Annotated in this window: 20 protein-coding genes and 1 riboswitch; of the genes, 12 read left to right on the top strand and 8 right to left on the bottom strand. The window is 43.0% G+C overall.

From position 1 onward, the window contains the following. Positions 1 to 7 precede the first annotated feature (7 nt). Entirely contained in the window at positions 8 to 427 is a 420-nt protein-coding gene (locus NSU15_RS02030; protein ID WP_042123646.1) for a pyridoxamine 5'-phosphate oxidase family protein, read from the bottom strand. Between the two features lie 161 nt (positions 428 to 588). Between NSU15_RS02030 and NSU15_RS02025 the strand changes: the two genes are divergently transcribed. The 6 genes from NSU15_RS02025 (at position 589) to NSU15_RS02000 (ending at position 6990) form a co-directional block, all read left to right on the top strand. Next, positions 589 to 1803, top strand: a complete 1215-nt coding sequence (locus NSU15_RS02025; protein WP_339288931.1) for an MFS transporter — start codon at positions 589 to 591, stop codon at positions 1801 to 1803. A gap of 80 nt (positions 1804 to 1883) precedes the next feature. Beyond that, positions 1884 to 3335 carry a hypothetical protein gene (locus NSU15_RS02020; protein WP_339288929.1) on the top strand — a complete coding sequence of 484 codons (1452 nt, stop codon included), beginning with the start codon at positions 1884 to 1886 and terminating at the stop codon, positions 3333 to 3335. Between the two features lie 149 nt (positions 3336 to 3484). Continuing rightward, positions 3485 to 3595: riboswitch (TPP riboswitch) on the top strand. A 160-nt stretch (positions 3596 to 3755) separates the two neighbouring features. Next, a complete protein-coding gene (locus tag NSU15_RS02015; RefSeq protein WP_042123640.1) occupies positions 3756 to 4805 on the top strand; it encodes an ABC transporter substrate-binding protein in 1050 nt (349 codons plus the stop codon). A gap of 262 nt (positions 4806 to 5067) precedes the next feature. Beyond that, on the top strand, positions 5068 to 5361 hold the full coding sequence (locus NSU15_RS02010) for an MTH1187 family thiamine-binding protein (RefSeq protein WP_036682688.1): 294 nt from the start codon (positions 5068 to 5070) through the stop codon (positions 5359 to 5361). Continuing rightward, positions 5358 to 6119, top strand: a complete 762-nt coding sequence (locus NSU15_RS02005) for an ABC transporter permease (RefSeq protein WP_042123637.1) — start codon at positions 5358 to 5360, stop codon at positions 6117 to 6119. Before NSU15_RS02010 ends, NSU15_RS02005 begins: the two co-directional genes overlap by 4 nt. Before the next feature lie 16 nt (positions 6120 to 6135). Then, positions 6136 to 6990: an ABC transporter ATP-binding protein gene (locus tag NSU15_RS02000; protein ID WP_081953973.1), complete on the top strand. Its 855-nt coding sequence runs from the start codon at positions 6136 to 6138 to the stop codon at positions 6988 to 6990. Between the two features lie 101 nt (positions 6991 to 7091). Here NSU15_RS02000 and NSU15_RS01995 read toward each other — a convergent pair whose 3' ends face one another. The 6 genes from NSU15_RS01995 to NSU15_RS01970 form a co-directional block, all read right to left on the bottom strand. Next, a complete protein-coding gene (locus NSU15_RS01995; protein ID WP_339288927.1) occupies positions 7092 to 8642 on the bottom strand; it encodes a flavocytochrome c in 1551 nt (516 codons plus the stop codon). A 330-nt stretch (positions 8643 to 8972) separates the two neighbouring features. Then, positions 8973 to 9353, bottom strand: coding sequence for a RidA family protein (locus NSU15_RS01990; RefSeq protein ID WP_042131796.1), 381 nt, complete (start codon positions 9351 to 9353; stop codon positions 8973 to 8975). 23 nt (positions 9354 to 9376) lie between these two features. Continuing rightward, positions 9377 to 10864, bottom strand: a complete 1488-nt coding sequence (gene nhaC, locus NSU15_RS01985; RefSeq protein WP_076116582.1) for a Na+/H+ antiporter NhaC — start codon at positions 10862 to 10864, stop codon at positions 9377 to 9379. A 78-nt stretch (positions 10865 to 10942) separates the two neighbouring features. Further along, the gene (locus NSU15_RS01980) at positions 10943 to 12118 is read right to left on the bottom strand and encodes a MalY/PatB family protein (RefSeq protein WP_076116581.1); all 1176 of its coding nucleotides are present in this window, start codon (positions 12116 to 12118) and stop codon (positions 10943 to 10945) included. Positions 12119 to 12154: 36 nt separating this feature from the next. Then, on the bottom strand, positions 12155 to 12835 hold the full coding sequence (locus NSU15_RS01975; protein ID WP_076116579.1) for a PAS domain-containing protein: 681 nt from the start codon (positions 12833 to 12835) through the stop codon (positions 12155 to 12157). 238 nt (positions 12836 to 13073) lie between these two features. After that, positions 13074 to 13823, bottom strand: coding sequence for a WecB/TagA/CpsF family glycosyltransferase (locus tag NSU15_RS01970; RefSeq protein WP_042123628.1), 750 nt, complete (start codon positions 13821 to 13823; stop codon positions 13074 to 13076). Positions 13824 to 13974: 151 nt separating this feature from the next. Here NSU15_RS01970 and NSU15_RS01965 point away from each other — a divergent pair, with 151 nt between their 5' ends. Next, a complete protein-coding gene (locus tag NSU15_RS01965; RefSeq protein ID WP_052414431.1) occupies positions 13975 to 15018 on the top strand; it encodes a YncE family protein in 1044 nt (347 codons plus the stop codon). A gap of 68 nt (positions 15019 to 15086) precedes the next feature. Here the strand turns inward: NSU15_RS01965 and NSU15_RS01960 are convergent, their stop codons facing one another. Further along, positions 15087 to 16610 (bottom strand): DHA2 family efflux MFS transporter permease subunit, encoded by a 1524-nt coding sequence (locus NSU15_RS01960; protein WP_042123626.1) that lies wholly within the window; start codon positions 16608 to 16610, stop codon positions 15087 to 15089. A 192-nt stretch (positions 16611 to 16802) separates the two neighbouring features. On the opposite strand from NSU15_RS01960, the gene NSU15_RS01955 reads away from it, so the two are divergent. From NSU15_RS01955 to NSU15_RS01935, 5 genes are all read left to right on the top strand, one after another. Beyond that, complete coding sequence (locus NSU15_RS01955) at positions 16803 to 17693, top strand: TetR/AcrR family transcriptional regulator (protein ID WP_339288925.1); 891 nt, start codon at positions 16803 to 16805, stop codon at positions 17691 to 17693. A gap of 31 nt (positions 17694 to 17724) precedes the next feature. Next, a complete protein-coding gene (locus NSU15_RS01950; RefSeq protein WP_042123624.1) occupies positions 17725 to 18414 on the top strand; it encodes a response regulator transcription factor in 690 nt (229 codons plus the stop codon). Then, a complete protein-coding gene (locus NSU15_RS01945; RefSeq protein ID WP_042123621.1) occupies positions 18411 to 19415 on the top strand; it encodes a sensor histidine kinase in 1005 nt (334 codons plus the stop codon). Before NSU15_RS01950 ends, NSU15_RS01945 begins: the two co-directional genes overlap by 4 nt. 100 nt (positions 19416 to 19515) lie before the next feature. Beyond that, entirely contained in the window at positions 19516 to 20277 is a 762-nt protein-coding gene (locus tag NSU15_RS01940; RefSeq protein WP_042123619.1) for an ABC transporter ATP-binding protein, read from the top strand. Then, positions 20267 to 22213 (top strand): ABC transporter permease, encoded by a 1947-nt coding sequence (locus NSU15_RS01935; protein WP_339288924.1) that lies wholly within the window; start codon positions 20267 to 20269, stop codon positions 22211 to 22213. Before NSU15_RS01940 ends, NSU15_RS01935 begins: the two co-directional genes overlap by 11 nt. Positions 22214 to 22221: the final 8 nt, after the last annotated feature.

Below are 22221 nucleotides of genomic sequence, written 5' to 3'. Positions count from 1 at the left end.
AATTGGTTTAGGGAGTCCACACGCCGTGCTCTTTATTACTGCCAACATACTCAATACGCGTTGGAGTAAGTTCAAGAATCACATAATTAGGGTCATCAGGCCCTGTAAACCATGGCTCCAGCTCTTTGTTCCACACCTTTGTGCGCAGCCCTTCATCCTTAGAAACGGCAACGGTGGCTTCAATCTCCAGCACATCTTTGCTTCCGCCTGACTCATATCCAAGCAGCAAAAAAGCATTCGGATTATTCGATAATTCCTCCACCTTATGAGTTTTGCGATTCGTAGCTAAATAAATCTTCAAACCCTCATGGAAAATGGCCATGTAACGTACTTTCGGCTTATTTCCTTCTTCGATCGTACCAAAGGAACCGAACTTGTTGTCATCCAATGCTCTAATAATGAGTTGTTCCAGTTGTTTGTTATCCATTACGTAAATCTCTCCCTTCAAGCATGTAAACAAAAGTTTATATATCCAAGCTCACCGTTTGGATTTATCATAACAATGGTGCTTATTATAATGTACCCTTCCGGTTCACATTGAATCCGACCTTACTCCATAAACTACTTTCAATATAAGGGGCTTACTTCGTGAAAAAACTGATCTGGATCGGCTGTCTTTCCTACTTTGTCATTGGACTTGCTCATGTAGTGCTGGGATCTATTCTTCCCGTTCTGCTACAGCATTATGACCAAAATTATAGTGCGGGCGGGCAATTAATTTTTAGTCAATTCGCTGGTTTTTTGGCTGGTGTGCTTGTCTCTCCCCTACTCAATCGCCGTTTTGGGAAACGAGGAGGCATCATTATCGCCACCGCTCTTCTCCTGACTGCTGAGATTGCGTATGCTTTTCTACCCCCTTGGGAGTGGATGTATGTCATTGCTGTTGCAGCTGGCTTTGGTTTCGGTATGATCGAAGCCGTCATCGGCACCATCATTATCGGAGCTGTGACAGAAGGAACCGCGATTGCGATGAGCCGACTTGAAGTCCTATTTGGGATAGGAGCACTTGTAATGCCTCTTATCGCCAGTCCGCTCATTGCTACCGGAGCATGGAGATTGGCATTCCTAATTGTCGCTGGCTTCTCATTACTTTCCCTCATTCTCTGGGGAAGAGGCCATTTTGGGAATCTGCAGCCCATACTGGACGAGCGAGCACCTCGCAAAGTCTCAGCATCCGCACATTCCTCGCAGTCCAGCACACAGCTTCCGTATAAAGGGAAACAATGGATTCTGCTGGGCATCTTCATCCTTTTCTTCTTTCTTTATGTAGGTACGGAGATGAGTCTGGTCAACTTTATGCCCGCCATCTTTATCGCCAAGCTAGGGATGACAGAATCTGCGGCGGCGCTGACAGTCACTTTCTTTTGGCTAGCTATGTCTACGGGAAGATTGTTTGCTGGAGTGATTGCAGAGAAAATTTCTTACCGTGTATATATTTTAAGTAGCTGTTTACTGACCTTGTTACTGCTGGCTCTTTTTCCGTTCACAGATAATCGATTAGCTGCATTCATCGTAATTATGCTACTTGGGCTATTTATGTCCGGTATTTTCTCCATAGCTCTAGTCTTCTCCAGCAAGATGCTACCAGGAGCCGAAGAATCAACACCCAGCATAATGATCGCTGCTGGAGGTGTCGGTGGAGCTCTGCTGCCCCTATTTATGGGCTGGTCTATGGACCATCTAAAAGTGGCACAAACTGCTGGGTTACTTGCCGGTTTTGCCGCCTTCTTGTTCTTGCTGAGCATTGCCACATGGAGATTCCAATCCAGACAAGCAGTGCAAAGAAAGAGTTCCAGTATTTAGAATGTTAGAATGGTATCAACCTAATCCTTTTAGGGTAATGTCATCTATAAGCATATTCTGAGCACAAGGATGGACGATGAATGGATAAGCTTTCAACTGAGCCTTTATTACATACTGCGCTTATGCAGTTTATTTTTCCCTTTTCAATAAAAAAGGGCGATTCTAAGAAGCTTATCCAACAATTGCAGGATGATGGCTTCACACGTTTTTTTCTGGATAATAAAGAGTTAGAAAATGCCTATTACGGAGAAGATCACTGTGTTTCCCATGAACGGATGGAGCGCACCTATTTACCGTTTGCTGCACATATTCTTTTTCCACGCAAGAAGGATGTAGACTCTTTCCGCCGCTTTTCCAGAGTCAATAATCTGGACTGTATTCTAGAGATTCCTCAGCAGTCTATATTTTTTAAAATTCTCTCGACTGATATATTCATATGTCCTTTTCAGCTTGGATTTGTGACGATACGTGTCCAGCTTGAGGGGGATTCGATTCCCTTTAGTATTGCACTGGAATTCGCGGACCGCTTCCGGGCGCTTGAGAATACCTTCGTACAGGATGACTACACCTATATCCATTGCGGAGAACAGACCTATGAGATGGTAGAGGATTTTGTCTTCCGAAATCTGGTGGATGGACTGGAGCCTTTTCTGGATCACTCGGATATTAATGGGGCTTATTTCGAGACCCTTCCCTTTTTCGTAGATGAAAGAATGCAGGTGCAAGCCTTTTATGGCTTTCAGAGTGAAGGAGATTCTGATGAGATTAGTATAAATATGCGCTATCGCGCCTCTCAGCTTGATGGAATTGATCTGAACGGGAAGCCCTATGCCAGTGCCAGCGATCCAGCGTATATTGCGAACTACTGTCATGAGCATTCCTATAATCGATGGGGCCCAGACTCGTATTATATGATGAATGAGCAGACCTTTTGCTGTCTGACCCGAGCTGAACCAAAGATCGCCGTTAGCCTGGCCAACCAGATGTACGGGCAATATTATTACGGATTTCTACTCAATATTTTCCACAAAATTGTTCTGCTAAAGCTGGCAAATATGCATTCCCGACTACGCATAAACCACGATTATGATGAGATCGACAATTTAATCTACTCGATTAATAAATTCTCGGCAAAGTTTTATTTCTTGGAGCTGATTTCACAGTCGCAAGGACGGGAGATTTTTCTTCAGCTGCGTAAAGTATACGGGAATGACGCTCTGTTCGAGGAAGTAAAAGAAACCTTGACTGACCTGTTTCAGTATCAAGATAAGTTCCAATCGAAGCGCCGGGATAATCTGCTGATGATCCTCACTGTATTTACGGTGGTAAGTGGGATTTATGGCATGAATCAAGTCATTGACGATCTGGATGGAAAGATTCAATGGAGTAAGATGGTTAGCTATTCCCCCTTTGAGTTTCTTGCTCTTTTCGTGATTATGAGCGGGATAATGATCAGTGTTGTCCTTACGCTAGGTGCTCTGGTTACTGAGCTTAAGCGGCGTCATCGCAAGAAACATAAAGATCTGGATTAATGAAAACGGACGGAGAGATTCGAAAAATTTAGGCGCGTGCTACTAGACATTCCGAGAACAGCCGTCTATAATACACCGTATGCAAGCATAAACGCCTTCAGCGTCCTTATAAAGACGATTAGCGTTTAAGCGAGAAATACCCGTTAACTTCATAGAACCAGGGGTGCTGGAATTGGCCGGCTGAGATTGTATCCCACAAGATACTGACCCTTATACCTGATCTGGATAATGCCAGCGTAGGAATCGCCAATTGGTTTTGGTCCCTGTGACCTTTACTAACCTTGCGCCAAGCCAGCGTCCCGATCACTCGGGGCGCTTTTTTTGTGTAGATCACAAAAGATGTAGAAGAAATGTACATACTACACTTTATGGTTCATGTTGGATGACGGGATCTGGCAACCTTAAAGGAGAGAAGAAGACATGCAACTCAAAAAAGCACTTATGCTTAGCCTCACCTGTATGCTCATTCTTGCGATTGCCGGATGCGGCAGCAACAATGGGAATACAGCCGGAAACAAAGGAAATGCTGCGGATTCGAATGCTGCGACCGGATCAAATGCTCCGAAAGAGCTTACCAAAGTTAAGGTTGCACTGGATTGGACACCGAATACGAACCACACCGGTCTATACGTAGCCAAGGATCTTGGTTATTACGCGGAAGAAGGTCTGGATGTAGAAATCGTTCAACCTGGCGCAGCGGGTTCTGATACTATGGTTACCTCTGGCGAAGCCGCTTTTGGGATCAGCGCTCAGGAAGGATTGACTCTAGCCCGTCTACAAGGCGTTCCCCTTGTCTCGATTGCAGCCATTATTCAGCATAATACTTCGGGATTCGCCGCTCCAGTAGACCGCAATATTAAATCACCAAAAGATTTTGAGGGTAAAACCTACGGCGGTTGGGGCTCTCCTGCTGAAGAAGCAGCCATGAAGGCGATCATGGACCCTGTTGGTGGCGATGTGAAAAAGGTGAAGCTAATCAGTATTGGTGAAGCTGACTATTTTACCGCAGTCAAACGTGACATTGATTTCGCTTGGATCTTCTACGCTTGGACAGGTATTGAAGCCGAACTGCGTGGTGAGCCTCTGGATATGCTCTACTTGAAGGATTATGCGCCTCAGCTCGATTATTACACCCCTGTGCTGACCACGAGTGAGAAGCAGATTTCTGAGAATCCAGATTTGGTGAAGGCTTTCCTGAAAGCTACATCCAAGGGCTATCAATATGCGATTGATCATCCAGAAGAGGCTGCCGCTACATTATCCAAGGCTGTGCCTGACCTTGATGCAGAGCTTGTCCTAGCTAGCCAAAAATGGCTTAGCCCGAAATATAAGGACGACGCCCCACGCTGGGGAGAGCAAAAAACCGAGGTCTGGCAGAATTACGGCGACTGGATGTATGATTTGAAGCTGCTGGACAAACCGCTGGATGCAGCTAGTGCATTCACGAATGACTTTTTACCGGCGGAGTAAATACAATTAAATGAATTATTTCGTTATCAAAGTTGGCTTTTTGAACTTACCTATTTCAATGAGAGTTCAAAAAGTCAGCTTTCAGAACCGAGAAGGTTGAACGTTACTTGAGGAAGGAGGAACGGAGCGTAGTGATGTGCTACGTGAGTACCGGACTTCCCAAGTTCGTTCAAGATTCGACGCCGAATCTGCTTCCTGAATTACATCGTTATCAAAGTTGGCTTTTTGAACTTACCTATACAATTTGAGAGGATTGATTATTGTGGCTAATACATTATTAAGCATTCAAGTAATTCCTAAGACTCCAAACAATGAGGACTCCATCCCCTACGTAGATAAAGCGATTGAAGTTATTCAGAAATCCGGTGTTAAACATCAGGTGAATCCACTAGAAACCACTATGGAAGGTGAGCTTAGCGAGCTGCTGGAGGTTGTGCGTCAAATGCAAGAGGCGTTGATCGAAGCAGGCAGTCCAAGCGTAATCTCGCAGATCAAAATCGCTCATAATCCTAACGGAATCAGCATGGATAAATTGACGGAGAAATATCGGCCGTGAGATCGACCTGGAAGCTAATATGGCCGCCCCTTGTGGCGGTCGTCTTCTTTTTGACCGTATGGCAATTATCTGTTTCTCTATTCCATATTGAATCCTGGATTCTGCCGAGTCCTGCTGACATTGCTCGCGAATCCACCAGTAATGCCTCAGGTCTCTGGGCTCATACGATGGCTACGCTTCGGCTCACATTAATCGGTTTCCCCATTGGTACAGGTGTAGGCTTGATCGTTGCTCTACTTTTGCATCTTTTGCCTTGGGCCAAACGGGCTTTTTATCCACTCATTATTCTGAGTCAAAATGTTCCCTCTATCGCACTCGGACCACTGCTAATCATCTGGTTTGGATTCGGTCTTTTGCCCAAAATCGTGCTGATTACACTGGTATGCTTCTTCCCGGTAGCTGTCGCTGCAATGGGCGGCTTGTCTCAAAGTGATCAGGTCATGATGAATTATATGAAAATGGCTGGCGCAAGCAAGTGGCAAATCTTCACCAAGCTGGAGCTTCCATCTTCTATCCCGGCACTATTTTCCGGTGTGAAAATATCTGCTACCTATGCGGTTATGGGAGCCGTGGTTGCAGAATGGATTGGCGCGGATAAAGGGATCGGCTATTATATGCTTCTGCAAAAATCGGCTTACCGTACGGATCGGATGTTTGTCGCTATTGTGATTATTGTGCTCCTTAGTCTTGTGCTTTTTGCGATTATCGCATTATTGGAAAAATGGTTAGTCCGCTGGAAACCGCGCCGTAACTCATAGAAAGGAAGATGCCTGTATGTCTCAAGCGACGCAAATAGAGCAAAGAACAACAGAAATCATAAGCTCTCCTGAAGCTCATACTGCACCACCTGCTCTTGAAGTAAGCGGCATCTCCAAGTCCTTCACCCATCGTCGCCGCGAGACGAACGTGCTCAACAACGTCTCTCTTAAGGTAGAGCAGCAAGAGTTCGTCTCGATCGTCGGTCCTTCCGGCTGCGGAAAAAGCACCTTATTCCATATGATCGGCGGACTAGTGAAGCCTGATACAGGAACGATCCGCATGAACGGCAAGGTCGTTACAGGTCAACGCGGTGAGATTAGTTATATGCCGCAGCAGCCTGCTCTTTTTCCTTGGCGAACGATTGAAGATAATGTACTGCTAGCCGGAGAAATCAAAGGTGCTCTGCAGGATGGAGCTCGTGAAGAAGCGCGCCAGTGGCTCGCTAAGGTTGGCTTGAATGGATTCGAACAGGCTTATCCGCATATGCTGTCTGGTGGGATGCAGCAGCGTGCTGCTTTTCTCAGAGCACTGCTGGCTCCGCAGGAGTTGATGCTGCTCGATGAACCTTTCAGCGCATTGGATGCACTAACTCGCAGTGAAATGCAGCGCTGGCTGCTGGAGCTGTGGGAGGAGAATCGCCGCTCCGTGCTATTCATCACCCATAACATCGAAGAAGCGTTGCTGCTCTCGAATCGTATTTATGTATTCTCCGGTCGCCCCGGCTCCATCCTACATACTGTTGACGTGCCATTTCCACGGCCACGCCGTGATGAGATTACGGATTCCCCGGAATTCCTTAAACTCAAACGACAACTGTCACAATGGATGCGAGAAGAACAGGCTAAAAGCGGGAAGCAGCTTTTTGAATAGCGACGCTCCACTCACTTTGAATGAGTGATTAAACAAAGAACCGCCCGGGCTTCAATTAGCCCAAGCGGTTCTTTTGTTTTAACCAGAATAGTAGTTAAATCTTATTGTGCTTGCACGAACTCAGCAGATTTAATTCCGGCTTGACGGCCGAAGATAATGATCTCAGCTACAGAGTTACCGCCGATCCGGTTTTGACCGTGCAATCCGCCTGTTACTTCACCTGCTGCAAACAGGCCAGGAATAGCTGCGCCTTCTTTATTTAATACTTCTGTATTCGTGTTGATCTTCACGCCGCCCATAGTGTAGTGAATCCCAGGTGCGATCTTAATAGCGTAGTATGGAGCGGTGGACAAGTCGTTGTCCATTCCTGTCGTTCTGCCAAATTCAGCATCGTTCTTGTTCTTTACTGCGCTGTTCCAAGTATCAAGTGTCTCTTTTAGCTTATCGGCTGGAACACCGATTTCTTTCGCCAATGCTTCGATGGTATCCGCTTGGATCACGAAGCCCATTTTGTCATATTGTTCAATTGCTTTCACGCGTGATTTGACGCCGGAATCAAAGACAAGCGTTGCCGCTTTTTCAGGAAGTGTATTGATCGCTTCGGTAACTTTATCACGTGTAGTCAATTCATTTACGAACCGTGTGCCTTCGCTATTTACGAGGATAGAACCTTCGCCGCGTACAGCTTCCCCGATCAGATAAGATTTTTCTTGTTGAACTGTTGGGTGAACCTGGATTTGATCCATATCAACGGTGGTTCCGCCAAGTGCCTCGATCATTTTGATGCCGTCACCGGTACTGCCGATTTGGTTAGTAGTAACGTAACCTTCCAAATCAGGTCTAACTGTAGAGATCATGTCCATATTAGAACCGAAACCACCGGTAGTGACAACAACAGCCTTCGCTGTAATGGTTTTTTCATCGGCTTGGTTAAAGAGTACCTTTACTCCGTCAACCTTACCATCTTTTTGGGTGATTTCCTTCACATCTGCGTTCACAAACAATGGAATTTCTTTTTCTTGTATATTCTTAACCAATCCTTTGACAAGGTATTGGCCTACCGCAGAGCCGTCTTCTGGGCGGTGAGTACGTTTTTCGTTCATGCCGCCTGTGATCGTGATATTGTTCAGTCTGATTCCGATCGAATCCAACCAATCAATAGCACTTGCGGAATTATCTACGAAGAAACGAAGCATCTCTTTATCGTTGGTGTCGTGACCACCTTTTAATGTCTCTTCATAAAATAAATCATTGCTATCTTTAATACCTTGATCTTTTTGGAATTTTGTTTCAGAAGCATTCATCCCCGATGAGGATTTACTTGTATTCCCGCCAGCAACTGGCATTTTTTCTAAAATAACCGGGTTCAAACCTTTAGCCTTTGCTTCTAGTGCAGCGGACATTCCAGCACCGCCGGCTCCGACAATAACGATATCATAGCTATCTTTTAATTGATCCAGTGGTGTGTAGCTAGCCTCTGATGCACCAGATACGGCTTCGGTTTTATCATTTTTAGCCGTCTCATTGACCTTACTCTTGTTCTCGTTGCCAGCACTATTACCTGCGCTGTTGCTATTACTGTTACCGCAGCCTGCGATCACGAGCATAACCGAAAGAATGAGAATAAGAGCAGCACTTGTTGTCTTTTTCACCTTTATAACGCCCCTTTGTGAATGTCTTCACATTTATAATAAAGCAAAGATACTATTTTGTGAAGGTTTTCTGTAATTAGTTATGATTACTGTCACATTTTCATGTATATTTTCAATTATTTTTTCATAAAATTCCTCCATTTCAAATACATCTCAGCTCCCTACTCAGTTATTAAAGCTGTTCAGCCTATATACTCTTATATTTCAAAAAAGCCACCCTTTCCAGGGTGGCCATCTGCCTTATTTCCTTATCCTTTTTCCATACAGGGTGTGCAGGCTTAACTAACTGAAATTCTAAAGGAATCCGTAGTTTGAGCGTTACTGGATCACTTAAGGTACATAAGCTATAACTTCAATTTCTACGAGCCCATCCTTAGGCAGACGTGCTACTTCAACAGCGCTGCGAGCAGGGTATGGCTGAGCAAAAAACCTTCCATAAATCTCATTCACCTTAAGAAAATCATTCATATCCTTTAGGAAAACGGTCGTCTTTATTACCTGATCCATGCTTGTACCCGCCGCTTCCAGTATGGCTTTGACATTCAGCAACGACCGTTCCGTCTGTTCCTCAACCGTAGCAGGAAAAGTCCCATTAACCGGGTCTAGACCGAGTTGTCCTGAAGTATATAGGACGTTCCCAAGCTTTACAGCTTGAGAGTAAGGTCCAATTGCGCCTGGTGCATCCGTTGTTATTACAGTTTCTTTATGCATATTTGTCATTTTAAAAGACTCCTTTATCCAGCTTGTTCATTAGTGTTGCCGTCATATTCCTTTAGCATTTCTGCCTGTTGCTCTGGCGTTAACTTCGCGATACCGAATCCCGTGAAGCCCCATATCGTCGCAAAGATTATTCCTGTCCAACAGAGAACAGCCCAAGGTAAATAATCTAGCGTTGCAACACCCAGCGTACCCGCCATATAAGCACCTGCAGCTGTCCAAGGCAGAATAGGCTCGGTAATCGCCGCTGAATCCTCGATGGTACGTCCCAAGTTCTTCGGATGTAAGCCCCGACGGATATATGCTTCACGTAGCATTTCACCTGGCATTAAGATGGACACCTGACCATTACTTGTAACTCCGATCATCGTAAGACCTGTAACAATTGTTGCTACGATCATTGAACCTGTGGAATGGACGAACTTCAAAAGCTTATTAACAATCAATTCCAAGGACTTGGTCAGAGATATGGTTCCAGCGAACGTGATTGCACAGAAGCAAATGAGAAGTGTCCCCATCATGGAGTTCATTCCGCCACGATTTAGAAGACGGGGTACATCTTCAATAACGTTGGCAGAATCAAACCCAGCAACTTGAACCATAGAAATATTAAATCCATTAACAACAGAAGATACGACATCATTCAAAGTAAATCCCTGGAATACAAGTGCGTTAGCCATAGCGAACATAGAAGAGATCAGCATGACCGGTATTGTCGGTTTCTTCGTAATTGAACCATACAAGATGATTAATACGGGTACTATAAGCAGCAGATTAAAGTCATAAATTGTATTCAACGATCCCATGATTGTTCCAACCTTCTCCGGAACAATAGCGCCTGCGGCATCTGTGTTTAGGCCTGTAATAATAAAAACAACGCTTGCGACAATAAAGGAAGGAATTGTGGTATACAATAAATGTCCAATATGCTCATATAGATTGACACCTGTTGCTAACGCCGCAATATTAGTCGTGTCTGAAAGCGGTGACAATTTATCACCAAAATAAGCACCTGCAACTACTGCACCAGCCACTGCTGCTAGGTTTGCATCCATACCCGCGCCAACGCCCATAAAAGCAACCCCGATCGTTCCCGCTGACCCCCAAGATGTGCCCGTACAAAGCGAAACGGCAGCTGTCGCAATAAATGCGGTAATAAGCAGAAATTGTGGACTTATAATTTTCAATCCATAGTAAATCATCATTGGAATCGTTCCACCAACCATCCATGCCCCAATCATAAAACCAACCATGATCAGAATAAGAATGGCGGGCATCGTTTTCGCGATCTTACCAGCGATAGATTCTAGTATGTCGTTATAGCTATAACCAAGAATAATCGCGATAATACCAGCAACAACCGCTGAGGTAATAATAAGTGGTTCTGGTGGTAATTCAAACAACACATACCCTAAACTAAGTAGCACAATCATCATAATAATCGGCAATAGCGCTAAGAACATCGTCGGCTGTTTCTTGACTCTTGGTGTTTCTGATTTGGACATGATTATTATCCCCCTTGATACGGATCTGAAAAAGGCTACTAACGAGGTCTTTCAAGGTCATTGATAAAGATTTTTTTATTATGAATTTTTTAATGGATAGGCCCGGTACAGCCGATGAAAAGCTTCTTGTAACATGGGCAGTGGCGTTGCAATATTTAAGCGAATAAAGCCTTCTCCTGATGCCCCAAAACCTGTTCCAAAGCTCACACTAACCTTCGCATCGGACTCAATCCACTGCTTTAGCTCTGCTTCGTTGGTGCTAATTGCCCTACAATCCACCCATAATAGATAGGTTCCTTCTGATTCGATCACGCGAAGCTCAGGCATATATTCAGCTATATAAACTTTCACCCAATCGATATTGGCCGTGATATAACCTCGTAATTCTTCCAGCCATTCATCGCATTCCGTATAAGCCACTTCTAATGCAGGTACTGCAAAAAAGGTTGGGTTATGACAGCCTGCTTGCTGTAAGCAATGTCTAAATCTCTCACGCAGCTGATCATTCGGAATCACGATGTTAGCAATTTCAAGGCTTGCAAGATTGAAGGTCTTCCCTGGGGAAGTACAGATAAAGGATCGCTGCTCTGCCTCAGTCGATATCCTCCCGATTATCGTATGCTCATGGCCAGCATGGATAAAGTCGGCATGAATATCATCCGATACAATATAAGCATCATATTTTGTACACAAGCTAACGATTCGTTCTAGTTCGGCTCGTGTCCATACTCGTCCAACCGGATTATGCGGTGAGATGAGCAGTACAATTTTAACCCCTTCTTGCATTCGCAACTCCATATCAGCAAAATCTATCTCATAACGCCCGTTCACTTCACGAAGTGGACTTTCCACTAATACGCGGTTATTTAGTTCTACCGATTTAGCAACCGGCTGATAGGCTGGCGTATGGATTAACACTTGATCACCTGGTTGAGTGAAGTTCTGAATGATCAGAGAAACCGCTTGCACAATACGAGGGCAAAACACGATCCATTCTTGCGGAACCTCCCAATCGTAAGCTTTTTTAATCCATCCCTGAACTGCCTCATAATAAGGTGGAAAAGGATCGGTATATCCATATATGCCATGCTTCGCCATCTCCGTTACTCGCTCTATCACCTGTGGAGGGGCTTGAAGATCCATATCCGCGACGGAAAGCGCTATCATTTCTCTGCCCAAAACTTGCGCCATACCATCCCACTTAGCGCAATTGGTCCCATATCGGCTAACAACCTTATCAAAGTCTATTGTCATCTAGCCCACTTCCTCTCTCGAGAGTTCTGTTTATTCTCACTTAATTTTTTGCAAATAACGATAAACTGTTGGCTCAGATATCATCAAGGTCTTAGCGACTTGAGAAACTCCACCTTTAAGTAGAAACACGCCCTGCTCGTTAAGTACTTTCACAAGTTCAATCTTCTCTTTCGAGGACAATCGCTCTGCCGGGACATTAATTTTACCAAGCACCGAATCAATCATGTGCTGGAGTAGGTCATCTACGTTTCCTTGTAAATACTCTTCCGTCTGCTTCTCTACAACCTCTTGTTGTTGTGGTATTAACGGTACTGGTGGAAGTGTTGATCCTCCTTGCAAAATGTTTTGTATCCACTCAGCTGCAACCTCCATATGCGTGACATCAATGTTAATACACATCATACCAACCAATTCGCTGCTGCTGTTTTTAATATAATAAGTAGCGGAGCGAAATACCTGACCTTGCGAACCACGCGCTTTATAGTTAGCAATAAACGGTTGCTCACGGTAGGACTCATCTTTCAACAGCTTAAGCACGAGATCTGTTGAACTATCGCCTACTTTACGCCCACTAATGTATCCGTTCTCAATAAAAATAATTGAACGCTCTGGATTGCTTATATCATGAATAACAACCTCACATTTTGAACCTATAATTGAAGCAATAAAAGAAGCAATTGGAAAATAGGACTCCAGGCAGCTGCGATCTTCTAACATGTGAGCATCTCACTCCTTTCGTTTTACGTCTTTTCTATTTTGATAATAATTTATTATCTTGATAAGATTTTATTACAACATTCTTAAAAAAGCAATCAGTAATATATTGGAATTGTTCCAGCCAATATTCTCTCTTAAATACTTAGGGCATGTTTCCTGTAAAGCGATAACAAAAAAAAGTCTTTCACTATTTCTACAAATTGCAGAAATAGTGAAAGACTATATTTACTGCTGTACCTTATTTCCTAATCATAGCTCGATACACGAATTTAGGAAGAACTGCTTGCCTGCGCCAGCGCGACTTTTGTCCTTTGGCCACAGGTGCGAATAAGAGTCGATGCAGCCACTCCAAATTGAGTTTCTTCCATATCGCAGGGGCTGGAGTCACTTTTCCCGCTATAACATCCAAGCTTCCCCCCACGCCAAACACAACCTTAACCTGAGAAAGCGCCTGTTTATGCTTATAAACCCACTTGTCAGAGTATGGAGCCCCCATCGCGACAATCAGGAAATCTGGCTGTGCGTGCTGAATCTCTGCCACAATGGCCGGTTCCTCTTCTTTAGCAAGAAAACCATTATGTCTTCCGGCAATTTTAACATTCGGATAAAGCTCTGTAATCTTTTCAACCGCTTTACAGCTGGTATGCTCATCCGTGCCTAAGAAATAAAAGCTCCAACCCAGCTTATTCCCTTGTGCGAGCAGCTCAAGAAGTAGTTCATACCCCGTAACTCGTTCAGCTATAGGGTCACCTTTTCTTCTCGATGCCAGCACAATGCCAATCCCATCAGGAGTAATCAAATCTGCCTCATGGAGTATGGTTCGAAGCAGCTCGTCCGATTGGCTTGTTATCGTAATTTCCGGGTTCGCCGTAATCAAATGAAATAGCTTCGGTTCTCCGGATTGAATATGTTCTGTTAGATGAAGCGTTGTCTCATCAAGTGTTAGCTTTGAAAATGGAACGCCTAATATGGAGACTGTCCCAGCCATTTAATCACCTCTTACTGAAAAGTTCATTCCAGTATACCTTACCTTATTCTATAAGGATAGTCAGTGTCATCTTGCAACGATATATGTAGTACCCTTTTGCCCTTGCCCAAATATAATGAAGCATCTAGTCATTTGAAGAGGGGGTTATATCATGGCGTTACCCACCATCATAACCACAGTTCCCACATCCGTACCCGTCGGAGATATTGAGGTAAATCCCATAACCAATCGGGTATACTTCGTAAATCCTAATACTACAGCCGGAACTGTCGGTGTTTTGAGCACCCTAACCAATCGGATCATTGCAACCATCCCGGTAGGTAGATTTCCACTTAAGCTTGCAATAAACCCAAGAACAAACCGTGTGTATGTCACCAACTTCCGCGATGGGACAATATCTGTAATTAACGGACGGACAAACCGTGTAATTAAGACCCTCCAAGTAGGCAGCAACCCTGATAGTGTTAACGTTAATGTTCGAACGAACCTGATTTATGTGTCGAGTGCCTCTGGCATCGTAACCGTCATCGATGGCAGATCGAACAGCATTCGGACTACTATCCAGATCGGCGGTCGCCCTTCCGCGATCGTCATTAATAAACGTACCAATCGCATTTATGTAACAAATACGATAAACAACTCCGTATCTGTCATCAACGGCTGTACTCAAACTGTGATCGCAACTATAAAAGTCGGCAACAATCCAGTGATCACACCAGCGCTAAATCCGGTAACAAACCGTATTTATGTAGCGAACAACTTAAGCCGCTTTCTTTCCGTGATCAATGGCCGCACCAACAAGCTCCTCAAGAATGTACAGCTTGGACGGCTACAAAGCGAGGTCATCCTTAATCCGCTTACGAACCGTGTTTACGTCTCCAGCGCTCAACAGGTTAAACAAGGGAAGCTTTTTGTGCTTAATGGAAATACCAATAAGGTGATCGCAACTAGAGTGTTATCTTCCTCCTCCAGCACATTCATCAACCCGATTACAAATCATTTATTTGTCAGTAATTTCAATAAGAACAGAATGTCCGTATATAACGCCAGTACGTTTAAAAGAATTGCGGTATTCCCCTCCGTAACAGGCGTAAATATTGCACTTAATCCACTATCGAACAGGTTATATGTCGCGAACGACAAATCTATCACAGTTATTCAGGATGGTCCGAGATTAACACATCGTTTTAAGTAATCTTCATAAATTAACATTAGCAAAAAAAGGCGCATCACCTATAAGGTGAGCGCCTTTTTGAATATAGACTAATGCGTTGTAACTTGCTTAGCAGCTACTTTCTTTGCAGTCACTTTCTCTTCTGCCGTTTCCTTAGGCTGTACGCCTCTTTTAATAAAGAAGGCTAGAATAAATGCAATAATCGCTACACCTACGGATACTAAGAATGCATCGTTAATTCCTTCAATAGTGGCTTTCGCAATGACTTGATTTTGTATACCAAGCAATTGGTCTGCCGAAGGTTTAGTCGTTAATTTACTTACAGCATCAGCGACCATATCCTTCACATGTGAAGTGGTACTGTTAGACATAATGGTTACGAGCAGTGCTCCGCCAATCGCCCCTGATACTTGCTGAATCGTACTGTTCATGGCAGTACCATGCGGAGTATATTTGGCTGGGATCGAGTTCAGACCATTGGTCATAACTGGCATCATCACCATAGAGATCCCGAACATTCTCACAGAATACAGAATCATGAGTGTCGAATACTTAGTCGTTTCAGTCAAATCACTAAAGAAATACGTACTGATCACTACAATCGCTAAGCCGATTAGCGCTAACACCTTACCGCCGAATTTATCGAACAATTTACCTGTAATTGGTGACATTACACCCATAATTAGCGCACCAGGCAACATTAGAAGTCCCGAATCCAGCGGTGAAATTCCTCTAATATTTTGCAGGTAGATCGGCATTAGCATCATCGCAGAGAACATTGCCATATTCAGTGTAATCGAAATCGCTGAAGATAAAGCGAACATCGGATATTTGTACACTCTGAAGTTAAGCATAGGCTCCTTCATCTTCATTTGGCGCATAATGAAGATCACTAATCCAATCGCTCCGATAATAAGTGCAGAGTAGACCATTGGATCATCCCATCCTTTGTTCCCAGCGGAACTGAAGCCGTATAGAAGACCCCCGAACCCAATCGCTGATAGAACTACGGATAAGAAATCGATCTTAATCGCCACATCTTTTTTAGGATCATGCAATTTAAAAAAGGCCAGAATAAACACCAATACGGCGATTGGAGCAATCATAAAGAATAGAACAGGCCATTCATAGTGCTGAATAATCCAGCCGGATAATGTAGGTCCGATCGCTGGTGCAAAAATCATAACCAACCCGAACATCCCCATAGCTGAACCACGTTTCTCAGGAGGAAAGGTTGTGAACAATACGTTCATTAATAATGGCATCATGATCGCTGCCCCTGAAGCCTGAACCATTCTGGCGATCAACAACACAGGGAAACTTGAAGCAAAGCCTCCGATAAAGGTTCCTATCGCAAATAATCCAATGGCGATTAAGAATAACCGTCTCGCAGTATACTTTTGAATCAAAAAGGCTGTTGAAGGAATCATGATCCCGTTCACTAGCATATAACCTGTTGATAGCCACTGTACCGTTGAGGCACTGACATCAAAATCCTTCATAATCGATGGTAAAGCTATATTGAGTAGAGTATTACTCAGTAAAGCAACAAAAGCACCAATCATGAGGATTGCCAATATCCCGTAAGACGCTTTGCTTTCTTTTGCTTTCATTTTGGAATCCTCCATTCTATAATCATACTAACGGTTCAAATTTGAACTCTAGTTACAAACCAGTGTACAATATAATACTCTCTTATTTCCTGCTTGGCAAGACAAAATTCATTTAAAATTGAAATTGTATTAAGTGGAAATATAAGCTAGTCTATATTGGAACAAAGAGTCCAGCTTAAAGGGGCACCTCAGATGATAAATAAACGCAAAGAGCAAGTGATTCATAAAGCACATGAACTATTTATTGAAAAAGGCTACCACGCCACATCCATTCAGGATATTTTGAATCATAGTCGTATCTCCAAAGGATCTTTTTATAACTATTTTCCTTCCAAGGGGGATCTTTTTAAGGCTGTATTCACTTCTATTCACATTCAGCTGGAAGAAGGGCGAAATTCACTGCTCATTGGTCAAGATCCCTCTGACATTAAGATATTTGCCGAGCAGATTCAGTTGGTCATGAAAATTAATAAAAAAAATAAGTTGTTACAGCTTGTTGAGGATGCTCTGGTCTCCAATGATCCAGAATTAATAACGTTTATCAAAAAAACGAAGTTCAGCCTGCTAACCTGGGTATATGAACGTTTCCTTCATATCTTCCCTGAAGATAAGAAACCCTATTTACTGGATGGAGCCATCATTTTTAACGGGATTCTGCAAAATATGCTGCAAATCAACAGTGCTATGAATGAAGTCATCACTTCTGAGCAAATCATTAATTATTGCACTACTCTTATCCAAACTATTGTTGAAGAAGTAAGTCAAAGAGGCATTCAGCTCATCTCCCCGGATCACGTGGACAAGTTATTGCCCGCTTCGGAATACTCTGACTTTTTCAATAATGATTTATCCTTTGCCACCATAAGCTTGAAGAAAATTATAGAGAGATCCTTTGCGCCCGGTGATGCGAACCTCACTAATTATCTAAAGCTGTTATACTTTATCCAGGAAGAAATCATGAACAATAAGGAACCAAGACAGTTCTTAATCGAAAGCGCTCTGCTATCCTTAAGGACATGCCCTAATCTAAATGAAACCAAAGAGTTTAAGCATTATCAGGATGTATTATCTAAAATGCTGTAAACACTAACTAACAAAAAGTGTGGTGAAGCATTTGTTCAAGCTATTATTAATCGAAGACGACACGACACTGTTTAATGAGATTAAAGAGCGACTTACGCAGTGGTCTTATGATGTGTACGGCATTCAAGATTTCAGCAATGTCACGCAGGAATTTATAGAGATCAAACCTGATTTAGTTATCATCGACATCCAATTACCTAAATTCGATGGATTTCATTGGTGCCGAATGATTCGCTCCCACTCCAACCTTCCGATTATCTTCTTATCTTCCCGTGATCATCCTACGGATATGGTGATGTCGATGCAGCTTGGAGCCGATGACTATATACAAAAGCCCTTCCATTTCGATGTACTCATTGCCAAAGTACAAGCGATTCTTCGGCGTGTCTACAATTACAACACAGATAACATCGAACTCAAGACATGGTGTGGAGCAACCGTGGATTATGAGAGAAATCTATTGACCCATAACCTGGGATCGATTGAGCTTACGAAAAATGAGATTTTTATATTAAAATTGCTGATTGAGAAAAAGAATAAAATCGTCACCCGCGAGGAATTAATCAATAGCCTTTGGGATGATAAACGTTTTATTAGTGACAACACCCTTACCGTCAACGTAAATCGGCTTCGAAAGAAGCTGGATGAGCTTGGATTAGGTGTTTTCATTGAGACGAAGGTGGGACAAGGGTATATGGCCATCGAAGAGGAAGCACTATGATTAAAAAGTATCTCTTGGAAAGAATCAGCTGGATTATACTAGTTCTCTTTACCAATCTATTTATACTCTTTGTTACCTATATGGATCCATCCATCCCACTCTCTTCGGTTCTCTATGTGATCTCTTTATCGATGTTTTTTTTCCTGATGTTCTTAATCCTTCGCTATCCCAGAGAAACCAGGTTTTATAAAAGCTTAGCTGAGCGGGATGATGATCTGGATGTAACAAGTATCGCTACCCCCGAAAGCCCGTTTGAGAAAATTATTGAAGAGAGCATCACCAATCAAGCTAAATGTTTAAAACAAGCAGCTTCGAATAATCAGATAACGTTAGAGCAGGAAAAGGATGAACTGTTGTCTTGGATTCACGAGGTGAAAACCCCTCTGACAGCGATGCATCTAATGATTGAGCGTATGGAAGATGAAGGAATGAAGAAAAATCTGACCTATGAATGGCTGCGTATTCACCTTCTGCTGGACCAACAGCTTCATCAAAGGCGAATTCCTTTTATCGAGAATGATTTATATATAGAACATATCGATTTAGAAACGCTAATTTTCGGGGAGATCAAGACGCTGCAATCCTGGTGTATTCAGAAGGGCATTGGCTTTGAACTGAACTTGGAGGTAGCTGAAGTGCTTAGTGATGCCAAATGGCTAGCTTTTATCCTCCGACAACTCCTAACCAACGCTGTAAAATATAGCGAAGCATCAGATATTACAGTGAACAGCTATCAGCAAGATGAGCATATCGTTCTTGAGGTGAAGGATGGTGGGCGCGGAATAGATCCCAAAGATCTGCCTCGCATATTTGATAGAGGATTTACTTCCACAACGGTACATCGTGACAATGCCGCCACAGGCATGGGATTATATTTAGCTAAAAAAGCAGCCCAATCCTTGTTGATCGTTATCGGAGTTGAGTCGAGGCTCGGATTAGGAACGACATTCACTTTAACCTTCCCGCTCAAAAATGAATTCGTGAAGCTCTCAAGCGTGTGACAACAATGTCACATGCTTTTTTATTTTGTTCGGGCAATCGAAGGATAAGAACGGTAAAGCCTTTTATAATAAAGCTTATAGAAAAGGGGAGTGAATCATTATGGCAATTCTAGAAGCCACTAAAATTCATAAAAGCTACGGTAACAAATTAAACAAACAATCCGTGCTGAGCGGCTTAGATATTTCAATAGAGGAAGGCGAGTTTGTCGGTATTATGGGCTCTTCCGGTTCAGGAAAGACCACACTGCTTAACGTTCTTTCGTCAATTGACCAGATCAGCAACGGATCGATTACCATCGAGGGTAATGAAATTTCTAATATGAAAGAAAAGCAATTAGCTGAATTTCGGAAGAATCATTTAGGCTTTATTTTTCAAGAGTACAATCTCTTGGACACGCTGACGGTGAAGGAAAACATCCTCTTACCGCTATCCATTACCAAAACACCCAAGAAAATCGCCAATGAGAAATTTGAAAACGTCGCGCGGGAACTGGGGATTTTAGAGTTAAAGAATAAGTACCCGAATGAAATTTCCGGTGGGCAAAAACAACGTACCTCTGCGGCTCGGGCCTTCATTCATGATCCAAGCATTATTTTTGCTGACGAGCCTACGGGAGCTTTGGATTCTAAATCTGCTTCTGATTTGTTAAACAAGCTGAGTGAACTCAATCAAAGACGGAAAGCAACAATCGTTATGGTTACACATGATCCGGTGGCAGCGAGTTATTGCAGCAGAGTTATTTTTATAAAGGACGGTACGATCTATACGCAGTTGAATAAAGGGGAACAATCAAGACAAGTGTTCTTCAACGATATCATAAAAACACAAGGTGTATTAGGCGGTGTGCAGAATGAGCATTAATGTACTGATGCTTCGAAATCTGCGAAAAAACATCAGAAATTACTACCTGTATGTGTTTGCTCTCGTTTTTAGCGTGGCCTTATATTTCGCCTTTGTTACGTTGCAATACGATCCTTCAATGGATGCGGTAGAAGGCTCGGTCAAGGGTGGCGCAGCAATTAAGGCTGCCTCGGTCTTACTGGTCGCAATTGTATCCATTTTCCTGTTATATGCTAACACCATCTTCATCAAACGCCGGGGGAAAGAAATTGGCCTGTTCCAATTAATCGGGATGACCAAGGGTAAAATATTTCGAATTCTTTCGGCAGAGAACTTCATTCTATATTTCGGATCTTTAGTTCTAGGGATCGCCGTAGGCTTTTCTGTTTCAAAGTTAATTCTCATGATTCTTTTTAAAACGATAGGGGTCGATGCGATAGCCTCCCTTCGTTTTTCTGCTCCAGCCCTGATTCAAACGCTGATTGTATTCTTTGTAATCTATCTCTTAATCATGCTGATGAATTATAGCTTTATTAAAAGACAGAGCATTTTATCCTTATTCCGGGTGACCTCAACCACAGAAGGCAATGTGAAAAAGCTGTCTATCTTTGAAATGATTATAGGGATCGCTGGGATTGGATTGATTCTGCTTGGCTATTCGATTTCATCTCGATTGTTTAGCGGAGACTTAACATCAATGACTGAGCTATCTATAGCCATGATCACTATTCTGGCTTCAGTTATCATTGGGACTTATCTTTTTTATAAAGGCTCTGTAAGCTTTATCTTTCATCTCATTCGCAAAAAGAAAAACGGGTATCTAAATATTAAAGAGGTGTTGTCACTCTCCTCCATTATGTTCCGAATGAAATCAAATGCCGTATTACTGACCGTCATTACAACGGTATCAGCGCTGGCGCTAGGTTTATTATCCTTGAGCTACATTTCGTTCTACTCTGCTGAGAAAAGTGCGAAGCTCTATGTTCCGTCAGATTTTATTCTTACGGATATCCAGGAGGCTGATCAATTTAAAGAGGCATTAACGGCTGAAAATTTGATGTTTACAGAAAAAATAACCGAAGTCATTCAGGTAGATGCGAATATGGAAAAGGTCCTCGGTGAGACTCCAAAGAGCTCCGGTATAGTCTCTAAGATTATGACCCTTCCAGTCATTAGCGAAAATGAACTTGAAGGCATCGATGTATCACCGGATGAGACCTATTTTACAAAGACAAGCAGTGCACTCGATAATCTGATTTCGATGAAAGACGAAGGCCCCATTGAGTTTAAGGGAGCGCATGAGGTTATTCCGCAGACATATACAACTATAAATAAGGACGCACCTATTTTAGGGTATTTCACTGGTGGCGGCTTACCCGTAGCTATTGTAGACGAAACGGTCTTCGAACGCTTACAGAACAATCTAGATCCAGCCCTTCAAAAAAAATCCTCTCTTAATATCGGAATCGATATGAAGGAACGGGCAAGCGTTGAACAGGCTAATGATCTTTTTCAGAATATGAATTTTAAAAAGGGCAGCATAACCGACTCTCAACTGGAAACGAAAAATAATCAAAAGCAAAATATGGGCCTCATCATGTTTATCGTTGCCTTTCTGGGGTTAACGTTCCTGATTACCTCTGGATGTATCCTTTACTTTAAACAAATGGATGAGAGCGAGAACGAAAAACCCAACTACACGATCCTAAGAAAGCTTGGTTTCACGCAAGGTGATCTGCTAAGAGGGATTCAGATGAAGCAATTGTTCAATTTCGGGATTCCATTAGTCATAGGTCTGCTTCATAGCTACTTTGCCGTTAAATCGGGCTGGTTCTTCTTCGGTACAGAGCTTATGACACCAATGATTCTGGTAATGCTCTTATACACGGCTTTGTATTCTGTCTTTGCAGTGCTGTCCGTCTTCTATTATAAAAAGGTAATCAAAGAGTCGCTCTAAAACAAAGA

It is taken from the genome of Paenibacillus sp. FSL E2-0201 (genome assembly GCF_037963325.1).
Classification (GTDB): Bacteria; Bacillota; Bacilli; order Paenibacillales; family Paenibacillaceae; genus Paenibacillus_AQ.
The sequence above is the reverse complement of the archived record's forward strand: the minus strand, read 5'-3'. Positions and strand labels throughout refer to the sequence as shown.